Source organism: Sediminibacterium sp. FW305-C-269, from assembly GCF_058231045.1.
The window spans coordinates 38,075-63,756 of the sequence record NZ_JBIQXQ010000004.1 but is presented as its reverse complement, the minus strand read 5'-3'; the positions used below and the strand labels follow the sequence as shown (position 1 = coordinate 63,756).

At 43.5% G+C, this 25,682-nt stretch carries 22 protein-coding genes; 4 read left to right on the top strand and 18 right to left on the bottom strand.

The window, feature by feature from the left end; all coding sequences use genetic code 11:
- Positions 1-259: 259 nt before the first annotated feature.
- The 3 genes from ACH3Y6_RS13945 to ACH3Y6_RS13935 all read left to right on the top strand — a co-directional run bounded on the left by ACH3Y6_RS13945 (position 260) and on the right by ACH3Y6_RS13935 (position 5,368).
- Entirely contained in the window at positions 260-1,906 is a 1,647-nt protein-coding gene (locus tag ACH3Y6_RS13945; protein ID WP_490836235.1) for a capsule assembly Wzi family protein, read from the top strand.
- A 66-nt stretch (positions 1,907-1,972) separates the two neighbouring features.
- A complete protein-coding gene (locus tag ACH3Y6_RS13940; protein WP_490836234.1) occupies positions 1,973-4,282 on the top strand; it encodes an SLBB domain-containing protein in 2,310 nt (769 codons plus the stop codon).
- Positions 4,283-4,300: 18 nt separating this feature from the next.
- Complete coding sequence (locus ACH3Y6_RS13935; RefSeq protein WP_490836233.1) at positions 4,301-5,368, top strand: hypothetical protein; 1,068 nt, start codon at positions 4,301-4,303, stop codon at positions 5,366-5,368.
- A gap of 42 nt (positions 5,369-5,410) precedes the next feature.
- On the opposite strand, the gene ACH3Y6_RS13930 is transcribed toward ACH3Y6_RS13935, so the two are convergent.
- The 3 genes from ACH3Y6_RS13930 to ACH3Y6_RS13920 all read right to left on the bottom strand — a co-directional run bounded on the left by ACH3Y6_RS13930 (position 5,411) and on the right by ACH3Y6_RS13920 (position 11,179).
- A complete protein-coding gene (locus tag ACH3Y6_RS13930) occupies positions 5,411-7,075 on the bottom strand; it encodes a capsule assembly Wzi family protein (RefSeq protein ID WP_490836232.1) in 1,665 nt (554 codons plus the stop codon).
- Between the two features lie 17 nt (positions 7,076-7,092).
- A complete protein-coding gene (locus ACH3Y6_RS13925; protein WP_490836231.1) occupies positions 7,093-8,580 on the bottom strand; it encodes a capsule assembly Wzi family protein in 1,488 nt (495 codons plus the stop codon).
- Between the two features lie 646 nt (positions 8,581-9,226).
- A complete protein-coding gene (locus ACH3Y6_RS13920; RefSeq protein WP_490836230.1) occupies positions 9,227-11,179 on the bottom strand; it encodes a polysaccharide biosynthesis protein in 1,953 nt (650 codons plus the stop codon).
- Positions 11,180-11,574: 395 nt separating this feature from the next.
- On the opposite strand from ACH3Y6_RS13920, the gene ACH3Y6_RS13915 reads away from it, so the two are divergent.
- The gene (locus ACH3Y6_RS13915; protein ID WP_490836229.1) at positions 11,575-12,333 is read left to right on the top strand and encodes a YdcF family protein; all 759 of its coding nucleotides are present in this window, start codon (positions 11,575-11,577) and stop codon (positions 12,331-12,333) included.
- 5 nt (positions 12,334-12,338) lie between these two features.
- Here the strand turns inward: ACH3Y6_RS13915 and ACH3Y6_RS13910 are convergent, their stop codons facing one another.
- From ACH3Y6_RS13910 to ACH3Y6_RS13840, 15 genes are read right to left on the bottom strand one after another with little or no spacing between them, the layout of a single operon-like run.
- A complete protein-coding gene (locus tag ACH3Y6_RS13910; protein WP_490836228.1) occupies positions 12,339-13,481 on the bottom strand; it encodes a glycosyltransferase in 1,143 nt (380 codons plus the stop codon).
- A gap of 3 nt (positions 13,482-13,484) precedes the next feature.
- Positions 13,485-14,621, bottom strand: coding sequence for a DegT/DnrJ/EryC1/StrS family aminotransferase (locus tag ACH3Y6_RS13905; protein WP_490836227.1), 1,137 nt, complete (start codon positions 14,619-14,621; stop codon positions 13,485-13,487).
- Positions 14,618-15,220 (bottom strand): acetyltransferase, encoded by a 603-nt coding sequence (locus ACH3Y6_RS13900; RefSeq protein WP_490836226.1) that lies wholly within the window; start codon positions 15,218-15,220, stop codon positions 14,618-14,620. The genes ACH3Y6_RS13905 and ACH3Y6_RS13900 overlap by 4 nt, the downstream gene beginning before the upstream one ends.
- Entirely contained in the window at positions 15,217-15,825 is a 609-nt protein-coding gene (locus tag ACH3Y6_RS13895) for a sugar transferase (RefSeq protein ID WP_490836225.1), read from the bottom strand. The genes ACH3Y6_RS13900 and ACH3Y6_RS13895 overlap by 4 nt, the downstream gene beginning before the upstream one ends.
- A gap of 33 nt (positions 15,826-15,858) precedes the next feature.
- Entirely contained in the window at positions 15,859-17,085 is a 1,227-nt protein-coding gene (locus ACH3Y6_RS13890) for an N-acetyl sugar amidotransferase (RefSeq protein ID WP_490836224.1), read from the bottom strand.
- Positions 17,086-17,145: 60 nt separating this feature from the next.
- Positions 17,146-17,781 carry an imidazole glycerol phosphate synthase subunit HisH gene (gene hisH / locus ACH3Y6_RS13885; protein ID WP_490836223.1) on the bottom strand — a complete coding sequence of 212 codons (636 nt, stop codon included), beginning with the start codon at positions 17,779-17,781 and terminating at the stop codon, positions 17,146-17,148.
- Between the two features lie 8 nt (positions 17,782-17,789).
- Positions 17,790-18,635 (bottom strand): imidazole glycerol phosphate synthase subunit HisF, encoded by an 846-nt coding sequence (gene hisF, locus ACH3Y6_RS13880; RefSeq protein ID WP_490836222.1) that lies wholly within the window; start codon positions 18,633-18,635, stop codon positions 17,790-17,792.
- A gap of 12 nt (positions 18,636-18,647) precedes the next feature.
- The gene (locus tag ACH3Y6_RS13875; RefSeq protein ID WP_490836221.1) at positions 18,648-19,391 is read right to left on the bottom strand and encodes an SDR family oxidoreductase; all 744 of its coding nucleotides are present in this window, start codon (positions 19,389-19,391) and stop codon (positions 18,648-18,650) included.
- A complete protein-coding gene (locus ACH3Y6_RS13870; RefSeq protein WP_490836220.1) occupies positions 19,391-20,695 on the bottom strand; it encodes a glutamate-1-semialdehyde 2,1-aminomutase in 1,305 nt (434 codons plus the stop codon). Before ACH3Y6_RS13870 ends, ACH3Y6_RS13875 begins: the two co-directional genes overlap by 1 nt.
- Positions 20,682-21,359, bottom strand: coding sequence for a hypothetical protein (locus ACH3Y6_RS13865; RefSeq protein WP_490836219.1), 678 nt, complete (start codon positions 21,357-21,359; stop codon positions 20,682-20,684). Before ACH3Y6_RS13865 ends, ACH3Y6_RS13870 begins: the two co-directional genes overlap by 14 nt.
- A 4-nt stretch (positions 21,360-21,363) precedes the next feature.
- Positions 21,364-22,122, bottom strand: a complete 759-nt coding sequence (gene hisF / locus ACH3Y6_RS13860) for an imidazole glycerol phosphate synthase subunit HisF (protein WP_490836218.1) — start codon at positions 22,120-22,122, stop codon at positions 21,364-21,366.
- The gene (hisH, locus tag ACH3Y6_RS13855) at positions 22,115-22,732 is read right to left on the bottom strand and encodes an imidazole glycerol phosphate synthase subunit HisH (RefSeq protein WP_490836217.1); all 618 of its coding nucleotides are present in this window, start codon (positions 22,730-22,732) and stop codon (positions 22,115-22,117) included. The genes hisF (ACH3Y6_RS13860) and hisH (ACH3Y6_RS13855) overlap by 8 nt, the downstream gene beginning before the upstream one ends.
- The gene (locus ACH3Y6_RS13850; protein ID WP_490836216.1) at positions 22,729-23,895 is read right to left on the bottom strand and encodes an N-acetyl sugar amidotransferase; all 1,167 of its coding nucleotides are present in this window, start codon (positions 23,893-23,895) and stop codon (positions 22,729-22,731) included. The genes hisH (ACH3Y6_RS13855) and ACH3Y6_RS13850 overlap by 4 nt, the downstream gene beginning before the upstream one ends.
- 10 nt (positions 23,896-23,905) lie before the next feature.
- Positions 23,906-24,625 (bottom strand): acylneuraminate cytidylyltransferase family protein, encoded by a 720-nt coding sequence (locus ACH3Y6_RS13845; protein WP_490836215.1) that lies wholly within the window; start codon positions 24,623-24,625, stop codon positions 23,906-23,908.
- Entirely contained in the window at positions 24,622-25,677 is a 1,056-nt protein-coding gene (locus ACH3Y6_RS13840; protein WP_490836214.1) for a nucleotidyltransferase family protein, read from the bottom strand. The genes ACH3Y6_RS13845 and ACH3Y6_RS13840 overlap by 4 nt, the downstream gene beginning before the upstream one ends.
- Between the last annotated feature and the right edge of the window lie 5 nt (positions 25,678-25,682).

Here is a 25,682-nt window from a genome sequence, read left to right as displayed (position 1 = left end):
GAGGCGTCAGCTGTGAGGCGTCAGCTGTGAGGCGTGAGCTGTGAGGCGTCAGCTGTGAGGCGTGAGCTGTGAGGCGTCAGCTGTGAGCTGTGAGCCGTGAGCCGTGAGTAGCAGGAGCTACCTGCGAATCCACTAAAGACCAGGGGAATATTGAACAGATGAACAAAGAATGATGAAGTTAAATAATAATGCTATCAATTGAATGTTCTTCCCAAAGACTAAAGACTAAAGACTAAAGACCAAAGACTAATCCCATCCCATGCTAAAAAAAAACTTACTTCTATCTACACTGGTTTTCATCCTGTTTACTACCCCCCTGGTGTCTCAGGTAGTTTGGGAAAATCCGAATAGTGAAGTCTATCATTTTCTGTACAGAATGGCCCAGAAAGGATTGATCCGTTTTGATGACAATATCCGACCGCTCAGCCGCGTCTACCTGGCCGCCTGCCTGGATTCACTGGATAGCCGGTCCAACCAGCTCTCTGAGATCGAGATCAAAGAACTGCGCTTTTATCAAAGGGACCTGACCGATCAACAATTCTTTCGTCAAAATGATTCTGTTGAAAAAAAGAGCCTGTTTTCGAAGGACCCCTATCATCGCTGGCGTTCCATATCCGTGTCATCGGGTTCTTTTCTCCTGCGGGTAGACCCTGTCTTAAGCGCCGCTACCCTCAGCGGCAGTGGCAAACAGGTTACCCGGTACAGTTCCGGATTCAACCTGTATGGTTATGGCAACAAACATTGGGGCTTCTTTCTTTCCTATAACGATGTCAACGAAAAAGGAACTGGCATAGATACCCTCCGAAAATTCACGGCGGAACCCGGTATCGTTACCAAAATTGCCAGTAACGGAAAAAGCCACAATTTCAGCGAACTCAGGGGCGGTATCTCCTATAGCTGGAACAACGGATCCATCAGCCTGGGACAGGATCGCCTGACCTGGGGATATGGCGAAAACGGACACATCGTTCTATCCGCCAAAGCACCGGCTTATCCCTATATCCGGCTGGACTATCAACCATTGCCCTGGCTTAGTTTTCATTACACGCATGCCTGGTTACAATCCGGTATCCTGGATTCTGCCAGGACCTACCGCACAGGATATACGGCCTATGGCGGTGTAAGGGAACTGTTCGTCAGAAAATTCATGGCGCAACATAGCCTTCGTATTGGACTAACCAAGGGGGTCGATCTGGCCATCGGGGAGTCGGTGGTGTATAGCGACGAGCTGAATATCGGTTACCTCATCCCTGTTTCCTTCTTTAAGATATACGACAACCTGATCAGCAATAACCGTATCAATAACGGGTCCAATGGGCAGATCTTTGCCCAGATCAGCTCCCGCAACAATCTACGCAACACCCATCTGTACGGAACGCTGTTCATTGATGAGATCAGGTTAGGTTCCGTTTTCGACCGTGCCAAAAGCCGTAACCAGTTAGGATATACCGTTGGTGCATCTGTTACAGACCTGGGCATTCCGTACCTGACGGCGGGGCTGGAATATACCCGCATCAATCCGTTCGTATACCGAAACCTGATACCTGCCCAGGACTATACCAGCCACCAGTATTCACTAGGCGACTGGATGGGCAATAATGCCGACCGTTTTATCGCCTCCCTGAAATATACCCCCCTGCCCAGATTAAAAATGGCCTTACGTTACCAATATCTGCGAAAAGGAGGGCCCGGCACCATCGACCAGCAGTATTTCCAGCAACCACAACCGGCATTCCTGTTCGATCTGCAAGTGAAACAACAGGAATGGCTTTTCCAGTGCTCCTACGAATGGTATAACAACCTGTACCTGACGGGGTATTATACGTATACCCATAACAGGTATCCCGCTGCTCCGGCCACCATCACCGACAGAAGCTTGTATTTGGGGATCCGGTATGGCCTATAACGGCCCAAAATGCCGTTTTCTGCTCACAGGTACCATATAATCACGATATTTGAGTAATTTCTGAATATGATGAATCGTCAACCCGGCAAACTGATATGTACGTTTTTCCTGTCCTGCCTGCTGGTAGGAACTGCCCATTTTACCCAGGCACAGCAGTCCGGTGGTACGCTCAAAGCCACCCAGTTGTCCGATCAGCAGATCCTCCAACTTTGGCAGCAGACACAGAAATCGGGGATGTCTGAAAATGAAGCCATCAAACAGCTGGTCAAAAAAGGCTTGCCGGCAGCAGACGTCAACAGTTTTAAAAAACGGCTCGTACAACTGCAGAGCCGGTCAAAATCCAATTTTGGCAGCCAATCCCTCATTAAAGACACGACCGATTTCCTGCAAGACAGTTCCTGGGTCATTGCGGTACCGCAGATCCGGAAACGGTCTCCCTACTATGGACTGGATTTTTTCAGTAATCCTGAGATCAGTTTCGAACCCAATTTCAACCAGGCACCTCCGAAAAATTATATCCTGGGCCCTGGAGACCTGCTCACGGTGTCACTTACCGGTGTCAACGAAACCACTGTTTCTGCCAAGATCTCCCGCGAGGGCAACTACCAGATCCCTTATGCGGGTATTGTGAACCTTTCCGGTCTTACACTGGATCAGGCTACGCAGAAGATCAAATCCAAAATGAAACTGGCCTACCCGGCACTGGCAACCGGACAGACCCAATTATTGGTGACCATCGATAATGTAAAGACCATCAGCATCACCATTGCCGGCGAAGCGGAAAAGCCGGGCACGTATACCGTATCTGCCCTGGCAGGTTTCTTCAATGTACTCTACCTGTCTGGTGGCCCCACCCCCACCGGTTCGCTCAGAAAGATTGAACTGATCCGGAACAATCAATTGATCGAAACCATCGATTTCTATGAATTCCTGCAAAAAGGGCTGTTTTCAAAGAATACGAAACTAGAGAACCAGGATATCATCCGTTTCCCCGTATACCAGAAAAGGGTCTCTATCAGCGGCGAAGTGAAACGTCCCGCTATTTACGAGTTGATGGAAAAAGAAACTTTGGCCGATCTGATCCGCTATGCGGGCGGATTGGGCGATACCGCCTATCAACAATCCGTGAAAGTGGTACAGCTGGGAGAAAAAGAACGGAAACTGCGTGATATCGCGGCAGCTGACTTCAGTTATTTTATCCCCCGCAATGCGGACTCGGTGTATATTGAAAAGATCCCGTTCCTATTCACGAACCGTGTTATACTGAATGGCGCCGTTAAACGGCCCGGAGAATATGAGCTGGTATCCGGCCTGAGTGTATCGGGACTGATCCGCAAAGCAGATGGGTTGCTGGATGATGCGTTCAGCCATCGTGGGTACCTGTCTCGCAGAAAACCGGGGAGTTATGAAAGAGAACTGATCTCTTTTGACATCACCCAGATCCTGTCGGGTGCCGCACCTGATATCACACTGGTCAAAGAGGATTCGGTACGGATCTTTTCCAGGAACGAGCTGGAAGAAGTGGCTAAGATCACCATCGGAGGTTCGGTAAGAATGCCCGGCAGTTTTCAATTCAAACAAGGCATGTCGCTGGAAGATGTCATCCTCCTGGCAGGAGGTTTCAACAATGATGCCGCCACACATAAGGTGGAGATATCCCGACTCGAAAAAAACAAGTCAGACACTTTGGCCAATAAACTCATCGATATGATATCGGTGGAAGTGGATGCCGGCCTCACCGGCAAGACCCTGCTGCAGCCAGAGGACCAGATCTTTGTACCCCGGTTATTGAATTACCGGAACCTGGGCAATATCAAGATCAGGGGGGAAGTATTGTATTCCGGCGACTATCCGCTGGAAAGACGTGATGAAAGCGTACAGGAACTCATCAAACGTGCCGGCGGCGTTACGCCCAATGGCTCTTTTGCCAATACACAGGTATACAGGAACAAACTCAGGGTAGCCGCCACCATGCTGGATAATACCGGCAATGAAGCTGACAGGTTCCTGTTGTTACCCGGCGACAGCATCTTCATTCCCCGTAACGAATCATTCGTGGAAGTAAAGGGCGAAGTGTTCAACCAGCAGATCTTCCGGTATGACTCCAGAAGATTCCTTTCGTATATATCCGATGCCGGCGGCACCACAGATAAAGCCAATCTCCGCAAAGCGTATATCCAGTATAGCAATGGCGTAAACAAACAAGTGCATCATTTCCTGTTTTTCCGGAAATACCCTAAAGTGTTTCCTGGCAGCAGGATCTTTGTCCCGGAAAAAAATCCAGGCGAGAAAAAAGGACTGTCTATTTTTGAATTATCGGCACTAACCGGTATCCTTACGGCCATCGTAAGTATGGTTAGCCTTCTGAAGAAATAAATCACCTAACTTATTTTCATGTCCGAGCCTACCACCTATCAAGATCTTCCGGAAGACGCCCCCTTTTCCCTGAAACATCAATGGGCCATTGTACAGGATGCCCTGCGGTATGTACTCAGCCACTGGCGTTACCTGGTCATGGCAGCCCTGGCCGGTGGCCTTCTCGGTTTGGGGTATCTCTGGATCAAACCCGTAAAATATACGGCCCGGATCAGTTTTGTGGTGGAAGAATCCAAAATGGGCGGGGGTAACCTGGTATCTGCATTGGCCGGTCAATTCGGGTTCGATATTGGAAGTATGTCCGGAAGCAATGGCATCCTGGCCGGCGATAATGTATTGCAACTCTTAAAAAGTCATTCTCTCATCCGCAAGACCCTGTTAACCCCCTACGACAGTACCGGTAAGAACCTGGCAGATGCGTATGCAGAGATCTATGGCCTGAAGCGGAAATGGGAAAAGAAACAAAAAGTAGGCAGATGGGTGAACTTCAACCAGCAGAAGCCCCTGAACAGAACAGAGGATAGTTTGTTACAAACCGTCATTACAAAGATCCTCAAGGAAGACCTTTCCATTTCAAAACCCGACCGGAAACTTGGCTTCTTTGAACTCACTGCGAGTATGCGCGACGAAACGCTGAGCCTCCTGTTTTGCCAGAGACTGCTTTCCGTTACCACTGATTTTTATATCGATACCAAGACCAGGCGGCTTAAAAACAATGTACTCCGGTTACAGGCAAAGGCCGACAGCCTGGCGGCATCCCTGAACAGGAAGACCTATTCCGCAGCAGATGCCACCCGCTTATTACTGGATGCCAATCCTGCCTATGCCTCTCCCGAAGTGTCGGCAGAGATCTCTACCCGGGATAAATTCATGCAATCCACCATCTATGCCGAGATCGTAAAGAACCTGGAGATCAGTAAAACTGCCATGATCCAGGAAACACCCACTGTTCAGGTGGTAGATGAGCCGGAAGTTCCCTTACCGGATAATGCCCTGCATGGATGGGTTGCCGCAACCGCTGGCGCTTTCGCTGCCATCATCGCCATGGCCCTGGCCGTACTGGTTCTCAGGAAAAAGAAAAGCTGACCCGTATGGATCAGCTTTTTTTTCCTGATGGCAAAGGCCCCCTTACAGCCGGTAGGTCACCGATAGATTTCCCTGGATATTCAAAAATTCATTCCCCGGAATAAAATAGTTCGTGGGATCCACTTGTACGATCAGCCACTGGTAATTATACGACCTCACCACTGCCAACTGGGCATTCAACCAAACCCGTTTCCAGCTCCAGGATACCTGTGCCGTGGTGGAAAGATCGACCCAATGTCGGCGAAAATCACCAATTTTTTCGAATGCATAATAATAGAAATCACTGTTATGCCGCAGGCGCTCAAACTGGAGCCCGATCTTTTTAGCGCCTTTTACCCAGGCGATCGCCAGCGTCTGGCTATTACTTCCGGGACCAATACCCGCTCCGATCGTTTTTCCCATATGGGTATAACCCTGGCGCACAAAACGATCCGTATACCAACTGTCGGGGTCCCTGATCAGTTCCGCCGTGGGGGCCTGAAGCTGTGTTAGTTCCACTGCCAGCTGTATATGGGCCTGGTTACGGGTAGGAAATAATTTCCGGATACCCGCCACATAGGCCCTCCGGTAGGCATCGGTCTGAATGATATTCCAGGGCATCAGGGAAAGATCTTTCCTGCCATATTCCATATATAATTCCGCATGATCACCGGGCATCACATACCGTACGAACAAAGAACCCAGGGATGATTTCTTACCCAATCGCTCCGCCTGCGTTCTCACCCTGCCAAAAAATCCCTGCAAGGGCAATACATCCAGGGGATTGCTGATATCGGAATGGTACAGGTAAGAGGCTTTGGCAATACCCAGGTACAGGTTGGGGGTCCATTTGGGCTGCCAGGTCAACACCATTGCGCTGATATAGCGCCATTCCGGATTCTTGGGCTGGTACAGGAACGCTCCATTATAAGAACTATAGATCCTCGGAGGTAAGATACCTGACTCATCCAGTTTACCTGCGATCACCTGTCCCTCAAAACTCCCGATCCTGGTCCGCACCGGCCTGGTGGTATTGAAGGTAAGATGCAGAAAACCCGGAGCATTCGTACTCATGATCAAGGCGTTCTTCCACCCGGGCCCCCACCACATATTTTCTGTAGAGATCCCCGCCGAAAAGGACTTGAAATGATACCGGATACTGGACTGGCCAGCCAATAACTTAGTATAGGCTTGGTCACCGAACCGCACAGGTAGATCGGATGTGTTCAAAAAGCGATAATAAGCCGCCCAGTTGGCCGCACCCAGTTGTTGTGGAAACTGGTCAAAATACGGGTTCTGCGCATACACCACCTGCGGGTTCAATTGAAGGGTAAAACGTTTCCCCAACCTTGCGTATACCCCTGCCGATGCCGATACCTGGTAACCTTTAGCAGGGATCATGGCTCCCAGGTTCCAGCCATGGGGTAAGGCCGTATTGTATAACTGCGTTACTGAAACCGGCAAAGCCTGTAGGGAAAAAAAGCGTTTTTGCTGCCTGATATCTTTCCCCAACAGGGGCCGCTGGCCCAATAGGGAATCCACCTCCGACAACAATAACTGATTCCCGTTGACAGTGGAATACAAACTGTCAAACGCGTTATGTCCCATCAATTGCTGATTCCGGGTCAGTTCCCGTAACACATCGTTGGATACGCTTTGCGCCAGGGATATGTGCGCTATCCCCGCCCAGCACCCCAACAGGCCTATTAACCTGTAAAATCTTTTCAAACCTGGCAATTGTATTGTCATTTTGTAAAATAATACTGTACAGATATACGACTATGCACCTGCAACACATTGTGCCCGGCTTTCCACGAATAGTTTTTGGTCTTTACCAGTTCCACTATGCCAGACAGTAGCATATTCCGGTATCGCCATTGCGGTAATACACCCAAACCCAGGTCGATCCATTTGTCGCTGTGCGACTGAGGATCCCGATCCAGTCTCTCCAATAAAAAACCCAATCGTTTATCTCCATTCACCCAGGTCGCATGCAGGCTCATGACATTGGTCCCAAAACCGGCCCCCGCACCTAATATTTGATTCTGATGTGTGTACCCTTCCCTGATCTGGCCATGTACATACCAATTTCCCGCATCCCGGACGATCCAGTCCGGCGACTGGCTCATTTGGGTAATTTCAAATCCCAGATCGATCCAACGGCCACGGGTTTGGAGTATCAGTTTTTTGAATCCAGCGACATAAGCAGCCGAATGCGTAGGGCTCATCAGGTAATCACGGGTATTCAGCCCATAATCATTGAACCCGTATTCCACATAGACCTCTGAATGGGCTTTGGGAAACATCCATCGCAGGAAAAAAGAAGCCAGTTGATCCCGGTAAACCCGGTCTTCATCCGCTACATTTTTTTTCTGAAACGCCAGGGCCAATACCGGCAGGTACTTTGTAAAGAAACCGGATTGTGGAGCATGTTCATTGGATGTATAGGTTTGCACCGCCCTAGTAAAACCAAGAAATAAACCAGGAACCCATTTAGGGTTGTAAGAGATTACCAGGCCATTCAGGTATCTTGTGTCAGCATTTTGAGGCAATGCATTCAAGTTGGCATTCTCCATGGCCAGTTTGTTATTCGACTGTAACCAGCCACCCAATACCTGCCATTCAAAGTTGCCGATACCGGTTTGTAAAGGACGCCTGCTGGCCAGGAAAACATGGGTAAACCCAGGCGCCTGGTTACTCATCAGCAAGGAACTCCTGGTACCGGGGCCCCACCAAAGATTCTGGGTAGACAGTCCCACAGACACAGGTCCTGCTGAAGCTTTCACCCAGGACTGCCCCGGAAATATTTTCTGGTACCCTCCCCCCATTTTACTCCCATATGCCGTATTCGCAGAAAAGGATGGATTCACGGCATAGACCATCTCCGGTTTTACCTGAACCTCCAACGCACCATACTGTGCATGCACGCCAGCGCTCAACATCACTTGGTAACCTTTAGAAGCGATCATGGCCCCATCGTTCCAGCCATAGGGATGGTGTGTATTGTATTGCTGCGTAAGTGACAGGGGTAACATTGTCAGTTGTGGTTTTTTCCAATCTGCCTTGCGGTTTTGGTACAAGGGCCGCACCGTAAAAGACACCGAAGAATCATACAGCCCCAGCAATTGTTTCTCTCGTAATTCCCGGTCTTCCACAGATCCGATCAGGATGCTTTGGGCGGAAAGGGAGGTTGAAAGGGAAAGTGAGAGTAAGATGAAAAGCAGTTTATGCATGAGGAGGTCTTTGGTTTGTGGTTTGTAGTCTTTGGTTAACTTAGGGGTAATTGGAAAGTTAGTTAATCGCAAGTTTATATTCGGCGCATTGGGGGGGTGACGCACCTGCCTGCCGGCAGGCAGGTTGGCTGATTTAGGGAGTGATTGGTTAATTTGTGATTGAAAGCTTAATTTGTCCTAACTGGATTAAAACATTCACTCATTGCCCCTTGATGCACCCGTCATTTCGAAGCCGCTTGAGCGGCAAGAAATCTTATAGGTAAGTAGTTGTCAGATCAGAATTAGTCCCTCAGCAACTTCCGGATGCTGTTAAAGCAAACTACAGAATAAAATCGATTAGCAAGCCTTATTGAAGAAAGTAAAGGTTTTAATCACAGAAGGCAAGCCCTCCTTAAGTACTTCGAATTGAACGAACGGTTCAAGTCGGAAGATTTCTTACCTGCTATCACGGCTTCGAAATGACGGAAATCCCAAAGTAATGCGCTGCTAATCCTTAATTCAAATACCAATATAAACAGCAAGCCTAAGGCAAGTCAAAAAATGAGAGAATGAGGAATTGAGTGAATGTTTAATACGCTAATCCGCTTGCCTTTGGCAAGCGTTAAAAGCTAATGCGCTAATGCGTCAACTCGCTAATGCGCACCTCTTAACTCACTTTCGAAATAGAGACCACACTCCCAACCCCTTCCTTCTTATCCAAACTCTCAAAAACAGAATTATTACTCACAAACTCAGGAACCAGCTCCTTCATTTTAGCTACCATATTCATAGCTCCCTGTTTTTGTTTGGCCAGGTGGATCAGTTCTTCAAAATGTACTTGCAGATCAGTGAGCTGATGTCTCACTTTGGCGATCATGATCTTTTCGTGGTAAGTGGGCAGGGTATTTTCAGAATCTGTTAAGAGCTCTTCGTATAATTTTTCACCGGGACGTAATCCGGAATATTTGATCTCAATATCGATGCCCGGTACCAGACCATACAGACGGATCATTTTTTTGGCCAGTTCTACGATGGCTACCGGTTTACCCATGTCAAATACAAAGATCTCACCACCCTTACCCATGGAACCAGCTTCCAAAACTAGTTGACAGGCTTCGGGAATGGTCATAAAAAAACGGGTGATATTGGGATGGGTCACCGTGACCGGTCCTCCTTTTTCTATCTGTTCTTTAAAACGGATGATCACCGAACCATTAGATCCCAGTACGTTGCCAAAACGGGTGGTGATGAATTTGGTCACAGAGTTTTGTTGGGCATAACCGTTGTTGGCTGCTTCCGGATGACTCAGTTTATAATGCAGTTGCTGCACATAAGCTTCAGCCAGGCGTTTGGAAGCCCCCATGACATTGGTGGGGTTGACCGCTTTATCAGTGGACACCATAACAAAACGCTGTACCTGGTGTTTTACGCTCAGGTCGGCAATGATCTTGGTGCCCAGTACATTGGTCAGGATAGCTTCTGTTGGGCAGAGTTCCATCATGGGAACATGTTTGTAAGCCGCAGCATGGTATACATAATGCGGTTCAAACAGGCTGAACAACTCTTCCATGCGTTTATCATTCCGGACATCTCCTAGGAAGGATACACAGTTGGTGGTGGTTTTCATATCCTGCAGTTCCAGTTCCAGCTGGTGCAGGGGCGTTTCAGCCTGATCGCAAAGAATGATGGTCTGAGGATTGAATTTTAATAACTGCCGAACAATTTCACTGCCTATTGAACCCGCTGCTCCCGTAACCAGTATACGTTTGTTGCTGATCTGGCTGGCAATTTCCTCGTTGTTGATGCGTATGGGGTCGCGTTCAAGCAGGTTCTCAATTTTAATCACTTGTAACTGGCGGGCTGAGAACTGGCCATTAATCCATTTGTCCAGCGGCGGAACATTCAGAACTTTAATATTATGGTCAAGACAAAAATCCACCAAGTCATTTTTTTTCGCTGGAGGAAGATTAAAAGCTGCAATAATGATCTCATCTATTTTCTGTGCTTGGGAAAGCAATACTAAGTCATGTGTATGGTGAATTCGAATACCGTCTACTACTTTACCCACTTTACGGGTATCATCATCTACAAATGCTACAATGTTTACGTTCGTGGTAGTATCATGTTCCAGCACTCGTTTAGTGGCAAAACCAGCTTCCCCAGCCCCATAGATGATCACATTTTTCCTGTCCATTTTATAGTTACGCAGGTAACTGAACGCATATTTCACCAATACCCGGTAAGCGATCAGGAATAAAAAACTGAACAGGGCATAAATGATCAGGGTCACGTTCGAAAAAACCAATGCCCCTCCCGAATTGGCAGCAACTAGGCTGATAAAAAAAAGCACACAGGTGGTCATAGTAATGGCATAACAGATGCGCAAAGCATCCTGCACGCCCGTATACCGGATAATACCGGCATAGGTCCTAAAATTGATAAAGACAATGGAATTGATCAGTACCAGTATCAGCAAATTCCCACTCAGGTCCTTCAGATTAATAGCTTCAATGGTCAAATTCACCCTGATCAGGTAAGCAAATACCAAGGCAAAACAGCATATGCTGAGATCGATCAAAAAAATAATCCAGCGGGGAACAATGTTTATTTTTTTAAACATAATCCACAATTTGTATTAAATCAATTAACAGTTGTAGTTGAATCTTTACACAAGACAATAAATAAAGATAGTATAGATTGCAAGAAATTCAAAGAAAACAGATATCTCAATAAAATAAGTGAACTCAAATAGTAATGGCAAATATTATATTAATGAAATAATACAACAGCTATCGCTCCAATAGTGTAATATCTAAATGGATCAAAGTATAAGCTATGGTTCCAATTCGCACATTTGAGATTTTTATAGAAATCTCTTACAAAGTATACCAACAGCAATAAAGGTGTACAACTAAAATGATAATAACTCAAAACTATTTGAATATCCAAATATATTACATTTATTCTTAAATCATAAATAGTTTTTTGTGATATACATTTTATAAAATATATAATATGTTGTTTTTACTATCGAAATTATCAAGCTATTTTCTGTCTCCTTTTGTCTGGCTAATCGGAGTGCTTGTTTTCGCTTTATTAAATCGTAATTCTCTTAAAAAAAAAGTTTATCTATATCTGTTTATATTCCTTTCTTACTTCTTTTCTTGCCCCATAGTACTTCAGTTTGTAGGAAGATCGTGGGATATAAAAACGACTAAAATCATACCTACTCACTATTCCTGCGCGATTATTCTGGGGGGATATATAGGTAATGACAGGAATGGAAATGGTTTTTTCAGTTCTTTCAGTGATAGATTTATACAGGGTGTTCGTCTATACAACTTAAAATATGTTGATCACCTGTTGGTTTCAGGCGGGAACAGCAATATCGGGAAAGACACGCTTTTCAAAGAGGCTGATTATGTCGCTGCAATTTTGCATGAAATAAATATTCCTGATAGTGCCGTGCTAAAAGAAAACAGGGCACGCAACACATATGAAAATATGATCTTCTGCGGACAATTATTAAAAGAACGGAATCTAAAACCGCCTTACCTACTCATCACTTCTGCATTTCATATGAGACGGTCACTAATGCTATTCAAAGAAAAAGGAATACCTGTAGTACCGTATTCATGCGATTACATAGTCAGTTATAATAAATTCAAGTTAACCGACTTACTTCCCAATATAGAAACACTGTCCACTTGGAATATCTATATACATGAAATGGTAGGGCTACTGGTTTACCATTTAAAGTCTAAAGCTGTCTGATTTGTTTACACAACCAGCTGGTCATAGAATTTTTTCCAAGCATCCATGACAATCCTATCTTGGAAAAAATGGGCCGTATACTTCCGCCCATTTTCTCCGGCTCCGATACGAAATTGCGGGTCGGTTATCATTTTTATCATACAATCTTGTAATGCTATTACATCGCCGGCAGTATGCTTTAAGCCGGTTTCATTTTCTATTATTGTACTTTCTAACCCGTAAATATTACTGCAGATTACGGGCAATCCACAGGCAGATGCTTCTATCACACTCGTACCGAAACCTTCTCTGTAACTTGGCAGACAGAATATATCAGCAGCTTGATAATATAACTGAGGCTGAGTGGTTTCTGCAATAAACGCATAGGTATGTTGAGGTAATTGTTGAATGATTTCGCCTCGTAAATCTTCCTCATCAATTCCGACAATCAGCAAAAAAATGTAAGGATAGTCATTCTGCACACACTTGAAAGCTTTCACAAGGTCCATAATTCCCTTATCGCGGTTCAACCTGCCAAGAAACAAAAAAACTAGCCTTTTTTCGTCAACCTTTAATTCTTTTCGAACATTACTTCTGCTTAATGAATCAGGTAAAAACCGATTAATATCCACACCATTAATAGATCCATTTCCTAGTACGCTTGATTTGGAGGGAGAAATAATTTTTTCACTAATCAAAAAATTCAGCTGGCCAACACTGTCTACCAGTAGATGTGTTGAGAGACAATTGATCAGTTTATCACAACCACGCAAGATAGATCGCATAATCCCATTACGTGTTAACCATACTTGTCCTGTAAAAATATGTATCCGATACCTGATACTTGCCAGCTTTGCTGCGAGGGCAGTAATCAAACCTGCTTTGGGTGTTACGGAATGAACAATATCGAATTTATGCTTTCGAAAATATCGATAAAGTTCTACGACAGACCGAATATCGTGCCAAAGGCTTATTTGACGGACTATAGCAATACATTTATAGTCTTCAAGTAAAAGCTTGTCAAGCTCTGTTTTATCCGATTCTGAAAAATTTCCGACAAGATGAACACTATAGGTGCCTGAAAGATTATTTATATGATTCCTCAAGAAAACGCGAGCAGTTAAAGCACTTGATACGACAAAACAAATACTTTTTTTTTCTGTAGACATAGATCATACACTTAAACATCCATATATCACATTTACCACCCTTTCTAAATCTTCATCTTCCAGATTGCTCCCACTCGGAAGACACAGCCCATTATTGAACAACTCTTCCGAAACATTGCCCCCGTAATACGGTGAATGCTGAAAAACAGGTTGCAAATGCATTGGTTTCCACAAGGGCCTACTCTCTATGTTCTGTGCAGCCAATGCCAACCGGATATCTTCTCTTGTACATCCGGCAGTCTTTGGGTCAACAAGAACAGCGCTCAGCCATCTATTGCTTCTGGATAAGACATTTTCCGTTTGAAAAGATATCCCTTTTATAGTATTGAAAGCGTCTTTATACCTCTCAAAATTCTTTCTCCGCTGAGCTACACGCTGATGTAGTACTTCCATTTGTCCACGGCCAATACCAGCGCATATATTACTCATTCTGTAATTATACCCTATTTGTGAATGCTGGTAGTGTGGTGCCTCATCACGTGCTTGAGTAGCCAGGAACCTAGCTTTTTTGATATGGCCGTCATTATCCGACAGTAGGGCACCACCGCCGGATGTAGTAATGATTTTATTACCATTAAAAGACAATACGCTCATAGTACCGAAAGAACCACAGGCCTTTCCATTATAAGTAGACCCCAATGCTTCTGCTGCATCTTCAATCACAGGGATTTCATATTTTGCAGCTACTGACATAATATCGCTCATGTTTGCAGGCATGCCATATAGATGAACCACAATAATGGCTTTCGGCTTTGACCCAACTTTCAGCCTTTCTACAATTGCTTTTTCAAGTGATTCAGGACACATATTCCAGCTTTCCTTTTCTGAATCAACAAAAACAGGTTTTGAACCAACATAAACGATAGGATTAGCAGATGCAGAAAATGTCAAACTTTGACAAAGCACTTCATCACCTGTGGTAATTCCCAATATAATCAATGCCAGATGCAAAGCTGCAGTTCCCGAAGAAAGTGCTGCTGCATACGGAACTCCTGTAAATTCCACTAAATCCAATTCAAAACCGTCTACATGAGGCCCCATAGGGGATATCCAGTTAGTATTGAACGCCTCCTGGATATTCAACAATTCAGTGGAACCCATATGCGGAGAGGATAACCATATCTTTTTATTATTCATCATGCCTGATAATTGAATTTGATAATCTTAGCTGGACTGCCTACGGCGACAGCATAGTCTGGAATATTCTCAATTACGGTGCTGCCCGCACCGATCACAACCCAATTCCCGATTTTGACACCGGGTATAACTACAGCACCGGCACCAATTTGAGAGCCCTCACCTACTGACACCCCGCCGCAAAGCGTTACACCGGGAGATATATGGGCAAAATCACCGATAATACAATCGTGATCAATTGAGCTGTTTGTGTTTATAATACAATGAAGCCCAATTGAGGTAAATGGATTCACTATCGCACCGGCCATAACGACCGTACCGTCACCAATTTCCACTTTTGTCAAAGAGATACATGATGCCGGGTGAATAGCCTTAGCATAACGGGCATTAAGGGTTGACACTACTTTTTTGCGCGTTAAATTATTCCCTATTGCAATGATTACCGGTTCTGAAAGCCGATCTGCAGACAACGAATCAATCACACGATACCCCTCGACCTGCGCAGACGGATCCTGATCAACGAACAATACTTCTTCTCCATGAGACTGACGAATGATGTCTGCAATCACTTTACCATGCCCTCCTGCTCCATATAATATCATAACGAATTACCTTTAAATTTGTCTATAGTAAGAGAGCCCTTCGCATTGATACCTTCCCTTTTAATCACTTTATAAAAGGTCATAATAATAATTTTCAGATCGAGCAAAAGGCTTAGATGATCAACATACCATACATCCAAGGCCAGTTTTTGCTCCCAGGATATCGCGTTCCGTCCATTTACCTGAGCCCAGCCTGTAATGCCAGGTCTTACTTCATGTCTTCGCTTTTGATTCGCATCATATAAAGGAAGATATTCTATCAGCAGCGGCCGCGGACCAATCAGGCTCATATGTCCACATACAACGTTCAGCAGTTGTGGCAACTCATCCAACGATGTACGTCGTATAAATAGACCCACTTTTGTCAGACGTAAGTCGTCAGGTAGAAACTCACCATTGGAATCCTTCAGATCATTCATTGTCTTAAACTTGATGATACGAAAAATTCTGCCATTCTTTCCCGGTCGCTTTTGCACAAAAAAAGGATTACGGTATGTTGAGAGCAGTAGTAAAATAGTGATTAAACCGAGTAATGGCATTAAACATACGAGCAAGACTATTGATATTATCAGATCTGAAGCTCGTTTAAAAAAAGGTCTATACATGTAACCTTTAATTAATTTCTGCTACTTTGTAATTCATAAATTAACATCATCTACTCCATCATTGTTTACAGTATGTCTTAATTTCCACTCTCCGTTTACTTTAGCCCAAAGATGGGGAGATCTGAATTTGTCAGTCAATTCATAACGGAAGTAATCTGGATCCATACCGATATAATTCATAACATCCAGGAAATAACGTTCTGGAAACTCTCCTTCAAATTTCTTAACAAGGGCTTTCCCTTCGTCACGGGTCAGGTGTTTATTTCTTATTTCTTGAGATGCATCTTCTGTACATCTCCCGAAGCCAAACTTTATAAAGTAGGTGTAATAGTTAATGTCATCAATCTTATCATCAAGACTAAGGTATTTACTATACGTTCCTTCTGTCCTGAATGGTCTGGCTTTAAAACCTGAGTGCTCTACAGCATAATAGTAAGATTCCTGCGGTAGCCATTTCAGATAATAGCCCAGATAAGTTACTTCTACGTTCGAATTTTCGAATTCCTTTTCTGTAGGGGGAAGGAATGTCATTAATTCATTAAGAGAGATATTATAGTTATCCTGAAGTTCCCTTACAGAAACACCACCTAAAAACAGGTCATCAAGGTTTTTATAAGTATGATAGGAGGCATCGCGGAGGGATGATTGGGTTTCTGCAATCGGGTTTCCAAACTCAGATTCATGTTCACCATAAAAAATCAGGGGAATTTTATATTTGAGCGCGATTTTAGGTGCCAGGTTCTTTTGACCTAATATAAATGTCTGGAATGGGTGAAATAAGTTTTCGATGGATAACCTGGTTAAGGTCTTCATCACTCTCCCGTTCTGGTTGAACGATATATTATCAAATCCGCCGATCTCTATCCAGTTCCTGAAATTTCTGTATCCATAATCAGTATACATGATCGGGGGCCAGGTTACCGTCAGCGGATGCATTCCATATTTATATTTCAAAACATGCGCAGCATATACACTGTCCTTGCCGCCACTACCGGGAACTATACAGTCGTAGCTACCATCGTTTTTCCTGTGTTTATTACATAAGTCTATTAATTGCTTTTCCCGTTCTACCCAGTCTATACTATCCTTTACTTCTGCAAATCTACAGGCATCACAAACGCCATGCTCATCAAAAACCATTGTTTTCTTTTTGGTTTCTGAGGTGTGCTTGAATTCGATTTCCGAAGAAGGGCGTTGGTTAGAATATAAACATTTTTTACAAAAAACCACTTCTTCCGGGAGACCATATAAAGTTTTCATAATCAATTAGTTAATAGGTTTATTGAGATTTATTTCCCGTTAATTAATATGCCTTTGCTACTATTTTACAAATTTGTTATACCAGTCCATGAAAATGTTTAATCCTTTCTTCCCGCTTTTTTCCGGGTGAAATTGGCATGCAAATATATTGTTGATTTGGATACTGGAGCAAAATATGAATCCGTCGTAATTTGTGATTGTAAGAACAGCATCAGCAGATTCTGGCTTAACATAATAGGAATGTACAAAATACATGGTATCTTTATCGATACCCTGCAGCATGTCTGTATTAGTTCGGTTTACTCTCGAAATTTCATTCCAGCCAATATGCGGCACTTTTAAATCCATACCAGATCCTTGATCAAACTTTTTGACTATGCCGGGTACCAACCCAAGTCCTTTGCTATTCCCAAATTCCTCGCTCTCATCAAACAGCAGCTGCAAGCCAAGGCATATTCCCAGAACAGGTTTGCCGGATTTACAGAAATTACTGAAAGTTTCCACGAGATCCAGGCGTCTAAGATTATCCATCGCTTGGCCAAATGCACCAACGCCAGGTAATATTACTGCATCAGCAGCAGCAATGACTGCTTTATCAGAGGAAATCGTTGTTTCCACACCAAAGGATAGAAAAGCGTTTTTTACACTAAACAAATTACCCATTTCATAATCGAGAATGACTACTTTTTTATTCATACTTCAAATTAAATTCTACAATGAATGCCTTCTGAGGACAAATACTCTTTCATAGCCGGAATACTGGTTGTATCGAATTTTGAAAAGCCCGTACCACTCATAAGGAACGCTATATTACCTTCCTTGTTAAAAGCCGACGGGTTTATATCCATCTGCGAACGGTTATAATGGAGCATGGAAGCAACCGCCACGGCATCTACGTTTGTATCGTTGAACAAATCTTTAAGGTGTTCCAATTTACCAGCCCCGCCGTGAGCAATAACAGGTATAGAAACAGCAGCCGATACCTGCTTGATCAATTCAAGGTCGTAACCCTGGCCAGTTCCCTCATTATCAACAGATGTGATCATGATCTCACCTGCTCCGAGTTCTTGCAATTCCCTGGCCCATTTTACTACTTCGAGTCCCGTATGTTCTCTTGCATTGTCCGTATAAGCCAGATAAGATCCGTCAGGCTGTTTAATCGCCTCAATGCATGCCACTATATTTGATGAACCAAAAATTCGGGAGGCCTCAGAAACAAAATGTTTATTGGCAACTGCAGCCGTATTCAATGATACTTTATCTGCACCCGAACGCAAAGCCATTCTGATATCATCAATGTTACGTAGTCCTCCTCCTACGGTCAACGGAATGAATATTTCCCGTGCCACACGTGAAATAATATCCTGCAAACTGTTACGATTGTACAAACTGGCTACAACGTCCATAAACATCAATTCGTCAGCACCGCTCTCATAATAGTAGCGCGCATAATCTTCCGGTTTCCCCAAAACACGCAATCCTTCAAGATGGATGCCTTTTACCAGGTTATCACCTTTGATATCCAAACGTGCAATAATTCTCTTATTCATTATTTAACTGCTTTAAATTGCTGTCCAGCCACCATCTATCATAAGGTTATGACCGGAAATATAACTGGCATCATCCGAGAGAAGAAAAGCTACACCCGGTGCTATCTCCTGTGGTTTAGCCATGCGCCGCAATGGTACCCTGGACTCAAATTGTTTTACAAATGTTTCATTCTGGTAATCAAATACTCCTCCGGGCGAAACCGTATTCACACGAACGTTGTATTTTCCATAATATGATGCCAGATAACGAGTAAAATTAATTACGCCCCCCTTAATTGCGGAATATGCAGCTGGGGATGTCATACCCCCGGTATTTTCATAAACGGTGAAATCATTACCAACCACTCCGTAAATAGAGGCAACATTTACCAGGCTTCCACACTGTGCATTTTTCATCACCTCAAGAACTTTCTGCGAACAGTAAAACAGCATATTCAACTGCATATCTACATTTATTTTCCATGAATCCAGCGGAATATCTTCAAACGGAACACCCCAGTCTTTGGTTCTTGGATAGGCATTATTTACCCAACCATCAATCCGCTGGTGCCTTTCCAATACTGTTTCCACCAGTTTATCTACTGATGAAGGATCAGTTATATCTGCCTGTATAAAATAAGGCAACTTTTGCGTTGGTTCTGCTATATCTACACAATAGCAGGTGGCAGATTCTTCCAATAATCGTTGCACGATGTGCTGGCCGATCAAACCGTTACCTCCTGTAACGATAATGACTTTGTCTTTCAGTCTGTTCATTAATTGTATTTTCGGAATACAGGCTTAATAACGGGTGAACGTAGGTAAGCCGATACATCCCCGTCCAGTGCTTTGCCATAGGTATCCATTGCCTTGTCCACTGCCTCGAGGGTCATCGACAACTCTTCGCTGCCATGAGATGCAGAAAGTGCTATATACGGCATCATCACATGCCTGTCGAGCAACTGTTCTGCAAATATTGTACGAAGAGAAAGTGATACAGTACCAGTCTTGTCTTTGGTAACATAATTTGGCGAGCAATATGCTCCTTCCATGTATATGAAATCCCTGATACCTTTCTTTTCCGCCAGATCATTAAATCCTCTCATCAGCTTCTCACCATAACTCCAAAAATGATCTATAACATTGTCACGTTTCAATACCTCAGCTGTTTTAATAAAAGCACCTAAAGCGCTCATTTCTGCTCCATGTGTGGTGGAGGTTAGAAAAACCCGCTCCGCGCCTTCGGTGAGGATTGAACCCAGTTCCATGATCTCTTTTTTCCCACCAAGCGCCGCTACCGCAAACCCGTTTGCCATCGCCTTTCCGAATGTTGTGAGATCAGGGTCGATGTCATAATATTTCTGGGCCCCGTTAAAATGCCATCTAAAACCTGTGATCATTTCATCAACAATAAACAGCGCCCCCTCTTTTTTACATAACGATTGTACCTGTGACAGGAATGAACCAATCGGAAGGATATTGGTAGCAGCTTCTATCATTACACCAGCTATCTGACCAGGATATTCTTCAAATAGCTTATTGAGCGATTCGATGTCATTAAATGCAAATTTCAATGTATAGGAAGCAGACTCCTCTATCGTACCTCTTCTGATGACAGTAGATCCGATAAACCAGTCATCGAAAGAAAAAAAAGGTTGCTCCTGGGGCACCGCTATGTATTTACGCCCGGTATAGGCCCTTGCCAGTTTGACTGCGGCAGTAGTTACTGTTGAGCCATGTTTGGCAAATTTTACCATGTCTATTGCAGTAACCGTATCAATCATCAGTTCAGCTGCCTTCAGTTCTGTAAGAGAGGGGCGTGTAAGGTTATTCCCTTTCATCGATTCCTCATATACAGCATTACAGACCTCCTCATTTCCATATCCCAGGTTAACTGAACGCAATCCCATACCATAGTCCAGATAACGTGTTCCGTCGATCCCCCATACGTAAGCTCCTTTCCCATGGGAGAGGATCGCGGGTGCGTTTAAAGGGAATTGGTCATCACCTCGTGAATAGGTGTGTGCGCCACCAGGTATAGCTTTGTGCAGTCTTTTCTTTAAGTTATCATTTGTTTCCACAGCTGAAAAAATTGTTTATTAGTTTTTTTTTGTTATTCAAAATAACATGTGCCGGATAATTGCCAACAACCACGCTGTTGTGAGGCACTTTGGTATTAATCAGCGAACTGTTTGCCCCAAGTACGAAGTCTGTTCCTATATGACAATTACCTATTACTGACGAATTGGAGTACAGAACAGTACGTTCTGAAAAAATCGGATATTCTGCCGCTTCATTTGCACCTATGGTTACACGCTGGTATACCACAAAATAATCGCTATAGCTTGCTTTGCCAAGAACAGTTCCCAACGGATGAACAAAAAGAAAATAATTAGGCAGAGATATACTGTAGAACGCATCCACTCCAAACAGTGCTTTGTTTAGAAGAAATACTTTTGTAGCAATATTTATCTGTTGGTTTTTATAGAGTTCATTCGAAATAATGTACAGGAACATGGAATAATGATCACCGTTAAGATGATTAAAATAAGACATGGGACCTTGTCTATAATAAGGCAATTCAATCTTTTCGAAGCAAGTTTCAATACGATCCATTGCGATCGATAGCGCAGACTGTATATCTGTTTTCCGGACCACAACTGAATCAGGATAAAAAAAATTGAGCTGTTTTGAAAGATATTCGGCAATATCTTCCCTTCCGATACTGGTAACGAATCCTTTCATATAACTAAATCTCCTTGATTTTGACACCGTTATTTTTCAAATAGGCTCTTGCTCTGATGGGATTATTATCACCAAAATGAAAAATGCTGGCCATAGCCAATGCGCTAACCTGTGTTGTCTTATATGCGTCTGCCAGATGCTTGAAATTACCTGCCCCTCCGCATCCGATTATGGGGAGGTTGGTATTTTTGTTTACCAGACTCAATAGTTCCAGATCATATCCGTTCATTTCTCCATCCCTGTCTATATTATTGATAAAAAGCTCACCTGCCCCAGATTTTTCCATGTTATTCATATGCTCTACCAATGATATATTCATCTCCTCTCTCCCCGAATTCCTATACAGCTTGTATTCTCCGTTTACTTTCCGAACATCTATACCCACAATGATGCATTGGCTGCCAAATTTCTCAGCACCGTCTCTTATCAACTTATGATCTTGGTACGCTGCAGAATTAATAATAACCTTATCAGCACCGATTAGCAGCAGCTCCCGGATATCCTCTATCGTTCTGATTCCCCCTCCGATAGAAAGGGGCATAAAGCACTCTTTGGACACCCTTGCAATAACATCCCTGTTTGTGGATCTGTTCTCGTTTGTAGCATCTATATCGAGAAAAGCCAGTTCATCCACATATTGAGCATTATACACTCGTGAAGCATAGACAGGATCCCCTGTGTCGCGGTAATCAGTAAATTGTTTTCCTTTTACCATACGTCCGTTTCTCAGTAACAGGGTTGGGATTAACCGTTGTTTAAGCATTGGACATTTTTGAAAAGTTATCAAGTATTTTCAATCCCTGTTTTTGGCTTTTCTCCGGATGGAACTGAATGCCTATCACGTTTCTCCTTTCATTAGTTATAATAGATGTGAAATCAGTGCCATACTCTGTTGTAGTCACTATATTGGATTTGTAAGCTGGCATAAAAACAAACGAATGAACAAAATAGAAATCTGCGCTCATCTTAACATCCTCGAGAATCGGATGCTCCGACTTCAGGTTTATACCGTTCCAGCCCATATGTGGAAGACTTAAGTTTTTGCTTTTCAGCAGTTCTACCCTTCCTTTGATCAGGTCTAGTCCTCTGCAAATATCGGGCTCAGTTCCTTCAGTAGCGAGCAATTGCATACCCAAGCAAATCCCCAGTAGTGGCTTACCGCTGTCTGCGAAAGTCACAATGGGGTCTATAAAGCCAGCCCTGGCTATGTTCTCCATAGCAGCACCAAACGCACCTACACCAGGAATGATCATATGTGAAACTCCTGCTATCTGGTCAGGAGATGAGAGAATTACATTCTCGATCTGAAGAAAGCTGAATGCATTCCTTACAGACGAAAGATTACCCATTCCGTAGTCGAGTATTCCTATCATCTTTTGTTTTTCTCTTTATACCATTCGTCGATATCATGTGGTTTCTCACCTAACGGGATATTATTGAAATCCGGTTCAAACGGCGGAACAACAAACTTAGCTACCATTGAATTGAATTCATCTTCAGTAATCCCCATATAATCCAGAAATATCTGTAATGACTGCGGCTTTCTTCCTTCATATTCATCGATCCATTTCTGGGCTTCTTCAGTACTCATCCTTCCATTTCTAATCTCGAAGTTCGTCAGCTGGGTAACACGACTATACCCTCTTTTCAAATACTTAATATAATCACGTGTAGCCTGCATCCAACATTCGATCTTCGCGAATTCCTTATTGATATTTTCAGGCACACCCTCTAATTCATCGCCTGTCCATCCCAGTTCTTCCATAATCAATTTTGTATTCGCCTTGTAATCCCAGGGAATAAAACTTCCGAGGCATACCGAATAATAATCCATCTTCTTCAAATCTTCCAGTTTCGGATAGGTATATGGCATGAGATCTCTCTTATCCACAGGATCTGATTCACTATGTATCATGCCCCACATGTCATCAGCTGTGATACCAAGGTTTCGTACCATGTTGAATTTTTCTTCATCTTCCCACTCGATAATGTTGTCTTCATAAGTGTAGTAGGCAGACATCTCCGCCAACGGCTCACCCCATAGAATCAATGGCACATTGAACTTCAGTGCTATTTGTAACGGGTAGGAATAAATACCGGTGTGGCAATGCCAGCAAAAATCTGTTTTACGGGAAAAAGACTCCCACATCAACTTTTTAACAATCTGCCAGTTAGGCGTGAAATTGATAAAATCGGCTCCCAATTTCTTCAAAACTTTTTCAACATTCCGTTCGTGATTGGAGCGCATGAATCCGTGATTAAACCTTACAACCAAAGGCTTTAACTTATACTCCTTTATCAGGTAATACAATGTGAACGTGCTATCCTTCCCACCGCTGAACGGAACAATACAATCGTAATCATACTTTCCACGGTATTTCTCAATAACCGAATCAAGCATCACCTTTCTTTTTTCCCAGTCAACATTCTGCTGTTTAAACTGTGATGTCTTGCACATATTGCACGACTTCCCGTCGTCGTCAATTACCAGTGTCTCATATGTTTCCGGTAAGAGACAGTTGCCACATTTTCGCATTTTGTATATTTTATCTTGTTAAATTAAACTTACCATTATTTTTAGCAGTCATAATCGCTTCAACAATAAAAAAATCTTCAAGTGTATCGATCTCAAACGACTGCCATTTAGGCAACTCATACCCGATCGTAAGATCATCTTTATAAAATGTTTTTTCGCTTTTATACGAAAGCACTTTTGCGATGTAAAAGCTGCCTTCTGGATAAAATACTTCCGAGAGATCCTGACGTCTGATCACATTATCCTGTGTCAGGTATGCATTCACAAAATGCTGCCTGTCCTTGGTAAACAGAAAGGATGGATGTGCGGACTCTGCTTTAGTCACACTAACACAAAAAGATGCACCCGGAGTTTTATCAAGTATCGCAATCGCCTCATCTATGTCATGCACATCTCTTAGTGGGGATGTAGGCTCAAGCAGCACTAGCAAATCATAAACTTTACCGTGATTCTCAAGGTATTCAAATGCATGCAATACTGCATCCGAACTCTTTGCCGTATCCGATGCAAGTTCAGCCGGCCGCCTGAACGGCACTTTTGCACCAAAAGAACGCGCTATCTCCGCGATTTTATCATCATCTGTGGATACAAACACTTCCTCGCAATACTTACTCTGCAAAGCGCATTCTATCGTATGAGCAATTAGTGGTTTGTTTAATAGCGGCATACAATTTTTGCCAGGCAGTCCTTTACTTCCGCCGCGAGCCAATATCAGAAATAGAACTTTCACAAATGTATTCTTTTTATATCTTCCTGTGCTTTTAAATAATCACTGTGTTGACCTATGTCCAGCCAGTACCCCAAATGCGGATAATGTGTAAGTACTCCTCCGTTACGGATAAGGTTATCCATCAGGTCGGTTGTATTGAAGTGCTGGTTAACTGGTATTCCATCTTTTAGAGGCTTGTGAAGAATATACATACCACCGTTGCTATAATAGTTGAAATTGGGTTTTTCCACAAATGATACGATTCGCTGTCCTGCAACTTCCAGTACAGCATACGGCACCTGTACATGATAGGGAATACTTGCAACACACATATTCGACTGGTGTGCCAGATAACACTCAAAAAAACTCTGGTAATCGATATCCGTAAGAATATCTGAATTAATAACCAAAATATGTTCGTGTTCAATATCAGGGATCAGCGCCAATGCGCCCAATGTACCCAAAGGTGCACCTTCTTTGACGTACCTGATAGAGACATCAAATGCATTTCCGTCGCCGAAATATTCTATAATCTTTTCACTTAAATAATTAACACTGATGAGGATGTTCTTGATACCGAATTTCTTAAGTCGTTCAATATTGTGCTGGAGAATAGGCTTGTTATCAATCCTCAACATTGGTTTGGGTGTATTCAGCGTCAAAGGCCTTAGTCTTTCACCCCTCCCCCCAGCCATTATTAATGCAGTGATAGGAAGAATATTAGTCAGCTTGGACAGATCAGCGATTTCGAGTATACTTCCGTCCGCATCGAGAATAGGGACCATTCCTATGTCCATTTGCCTGAAAGTCTTGATCTTTTCAAACTTATCTTCCGAATCAAGCAAAAATTTAAAATCCTTGCTCATACAGTTTTCCAACGTATCGGTAAGATTCAGGTCATTTAGAAAGCCGCGTCTGATATCTCCGTCTGTTATTGCCCCAACGAGTTTATTACTATCGTTAACAACAAATAGGGTTCGGGAGTTCGTTTCCGATAGTGAGTTCAGCTGTTTCAATGCTGATCTGACGGTTGCGCGGATATTGATCACATGCATCTGTATACTAGTAGCCATCCTAT

Bases quoted from the DNA above. Each gene is read 5' to 3' on its own strand.
- ACH3Y6_RS13945 (WP_490836235.1), top strand. From the start codon at position 260: ATGCTAAAAAAAAACTTACTTCTATCTACACTGGTTTTCATCCTGTTT.
- ACH3Y6_RS13940 (WP_490836234.1), top strand. From the start codon at position 1,973: ATGATGAATCGTCAACCCGGCAAACTGATATGTACGTTTTTCCTGTCC.
- ACH3Y6_RS13935 (WP_490836233.1), top strand. From the start codon at position 4,301: ATGTCCGAGCCTACCACCTATCAAGATCTTCCGGAAGACGCCCCCTTT.
- ACH3Y6_RS13925 (WP_490836231.1), bottom strand. From the start codon at position 8,580: ATGCATAAACTGCTTTTCATCTTACTCTCACTTTCCCTTTCAACCTCC.
- ACH3Y6_RS13920 (WP_490836230.1), bottom strand. From the start codon at position 11,179: ATGTTTAAAAAAATAAACATTGTTCCCCGCTGGATTATTTTTTTGATC.
- ACH3Y6_RS13915 (WP_490836229.1), top strand. From the start codon at position 11,575: ATGTTGTTTTTACTATCGAAATTATCAAGCTATTTTCTGTCTCCTTTT.
- ACH3Y6_RS13910 (WP_490836228.1), bottom strand. From the start codon at position 13,481: ATGTCTACAGAAAAAAAAAGTATTTGTTTTGTCGTATCAAGTGCTTTA.
- ACH3Y6_RS13905 (WP_490836227.1), bottom strand. From the start codon at position 14,621: ATGATGAATAATAAAAAGATATGGTTATCCTCTCCGCATATGGGTTCC.
- ACH3Y6_RS13900 (WP_490836226.1), bottom strand. From the start codon at position 15,220: ATGATATTATATGGAGCAGGAGGGCATGGTAAAGTGATTGCAGACATC.
- ACH3Y6_RS13895 (WP_490836225.1), bottom strand. From the start codon at position 15,825: ATGTATAGACCTTTTTTTAAACGAGCTTCAGATCTGATAATATCAATA.
- ACH3Y6_RS13890 (WP_490836224.1), bottom strand. From the start codon at position 17,085: ATGAAAACTTTATATGGTCTCCCGGAAGAAGTGGTTTTTTGTAAAAAA.
- hisH (WP_490836223.1), bottom strand. From the start codon at position 17,781: ATGAATAAAAAAGTAGTCATTCTCGATTATGAAATGGGTAATTTGTTT.
- hisF (WP_490836222.1), bottom strand. From the start codon at position 18,635: ATGAATAAGAGAATTATTGCACGTTTGGATATCAAAGGTGATAACCTG.
- ACH3Y6_RS13875 (WP_490836221.1), bottom strand. From the start codon at position 19,391: ATGAACAGACTGAAAGACAAAGTCATTATCGTTACAGGAGGTAACGGT.
- ACH3Y6_RS13865 (WP_490836219.1), bottom strand. From the start codon at position 21,359: ATGAAAGGATTCGTTACCAGTATCGGAAGGGAAGATATTGCCGAATAT.
- hisF (WP_490836218.1), bottom strand. From the start codon at position 22,122: ATGCTTAAACAACGGTTAATCCCAACCCTGTTACTGAGAAACGGACGT.
- hisH (WP_490836217.1), bottom strand. From the start codon at position 22,732: ATGATAGGAATACTCGACTACGGAATGGGTAATCTTTCGTCTGTAAGG.
- ACH3Y6_RS13850 (WP_490836216.1), bottom strand. From the start codon at position 23,895: ATGCGAAAATGTGGCAACTGTCTCTTACCGGAAACATATGAGACACTG.
- ACH3Y6_RS13840 (WP_490836214.1), bottom strand. From the start codon at position 25,677: ATGGCTACTAGTATACAGATGCATGTGATCAATATCCGCGCAACCGTC.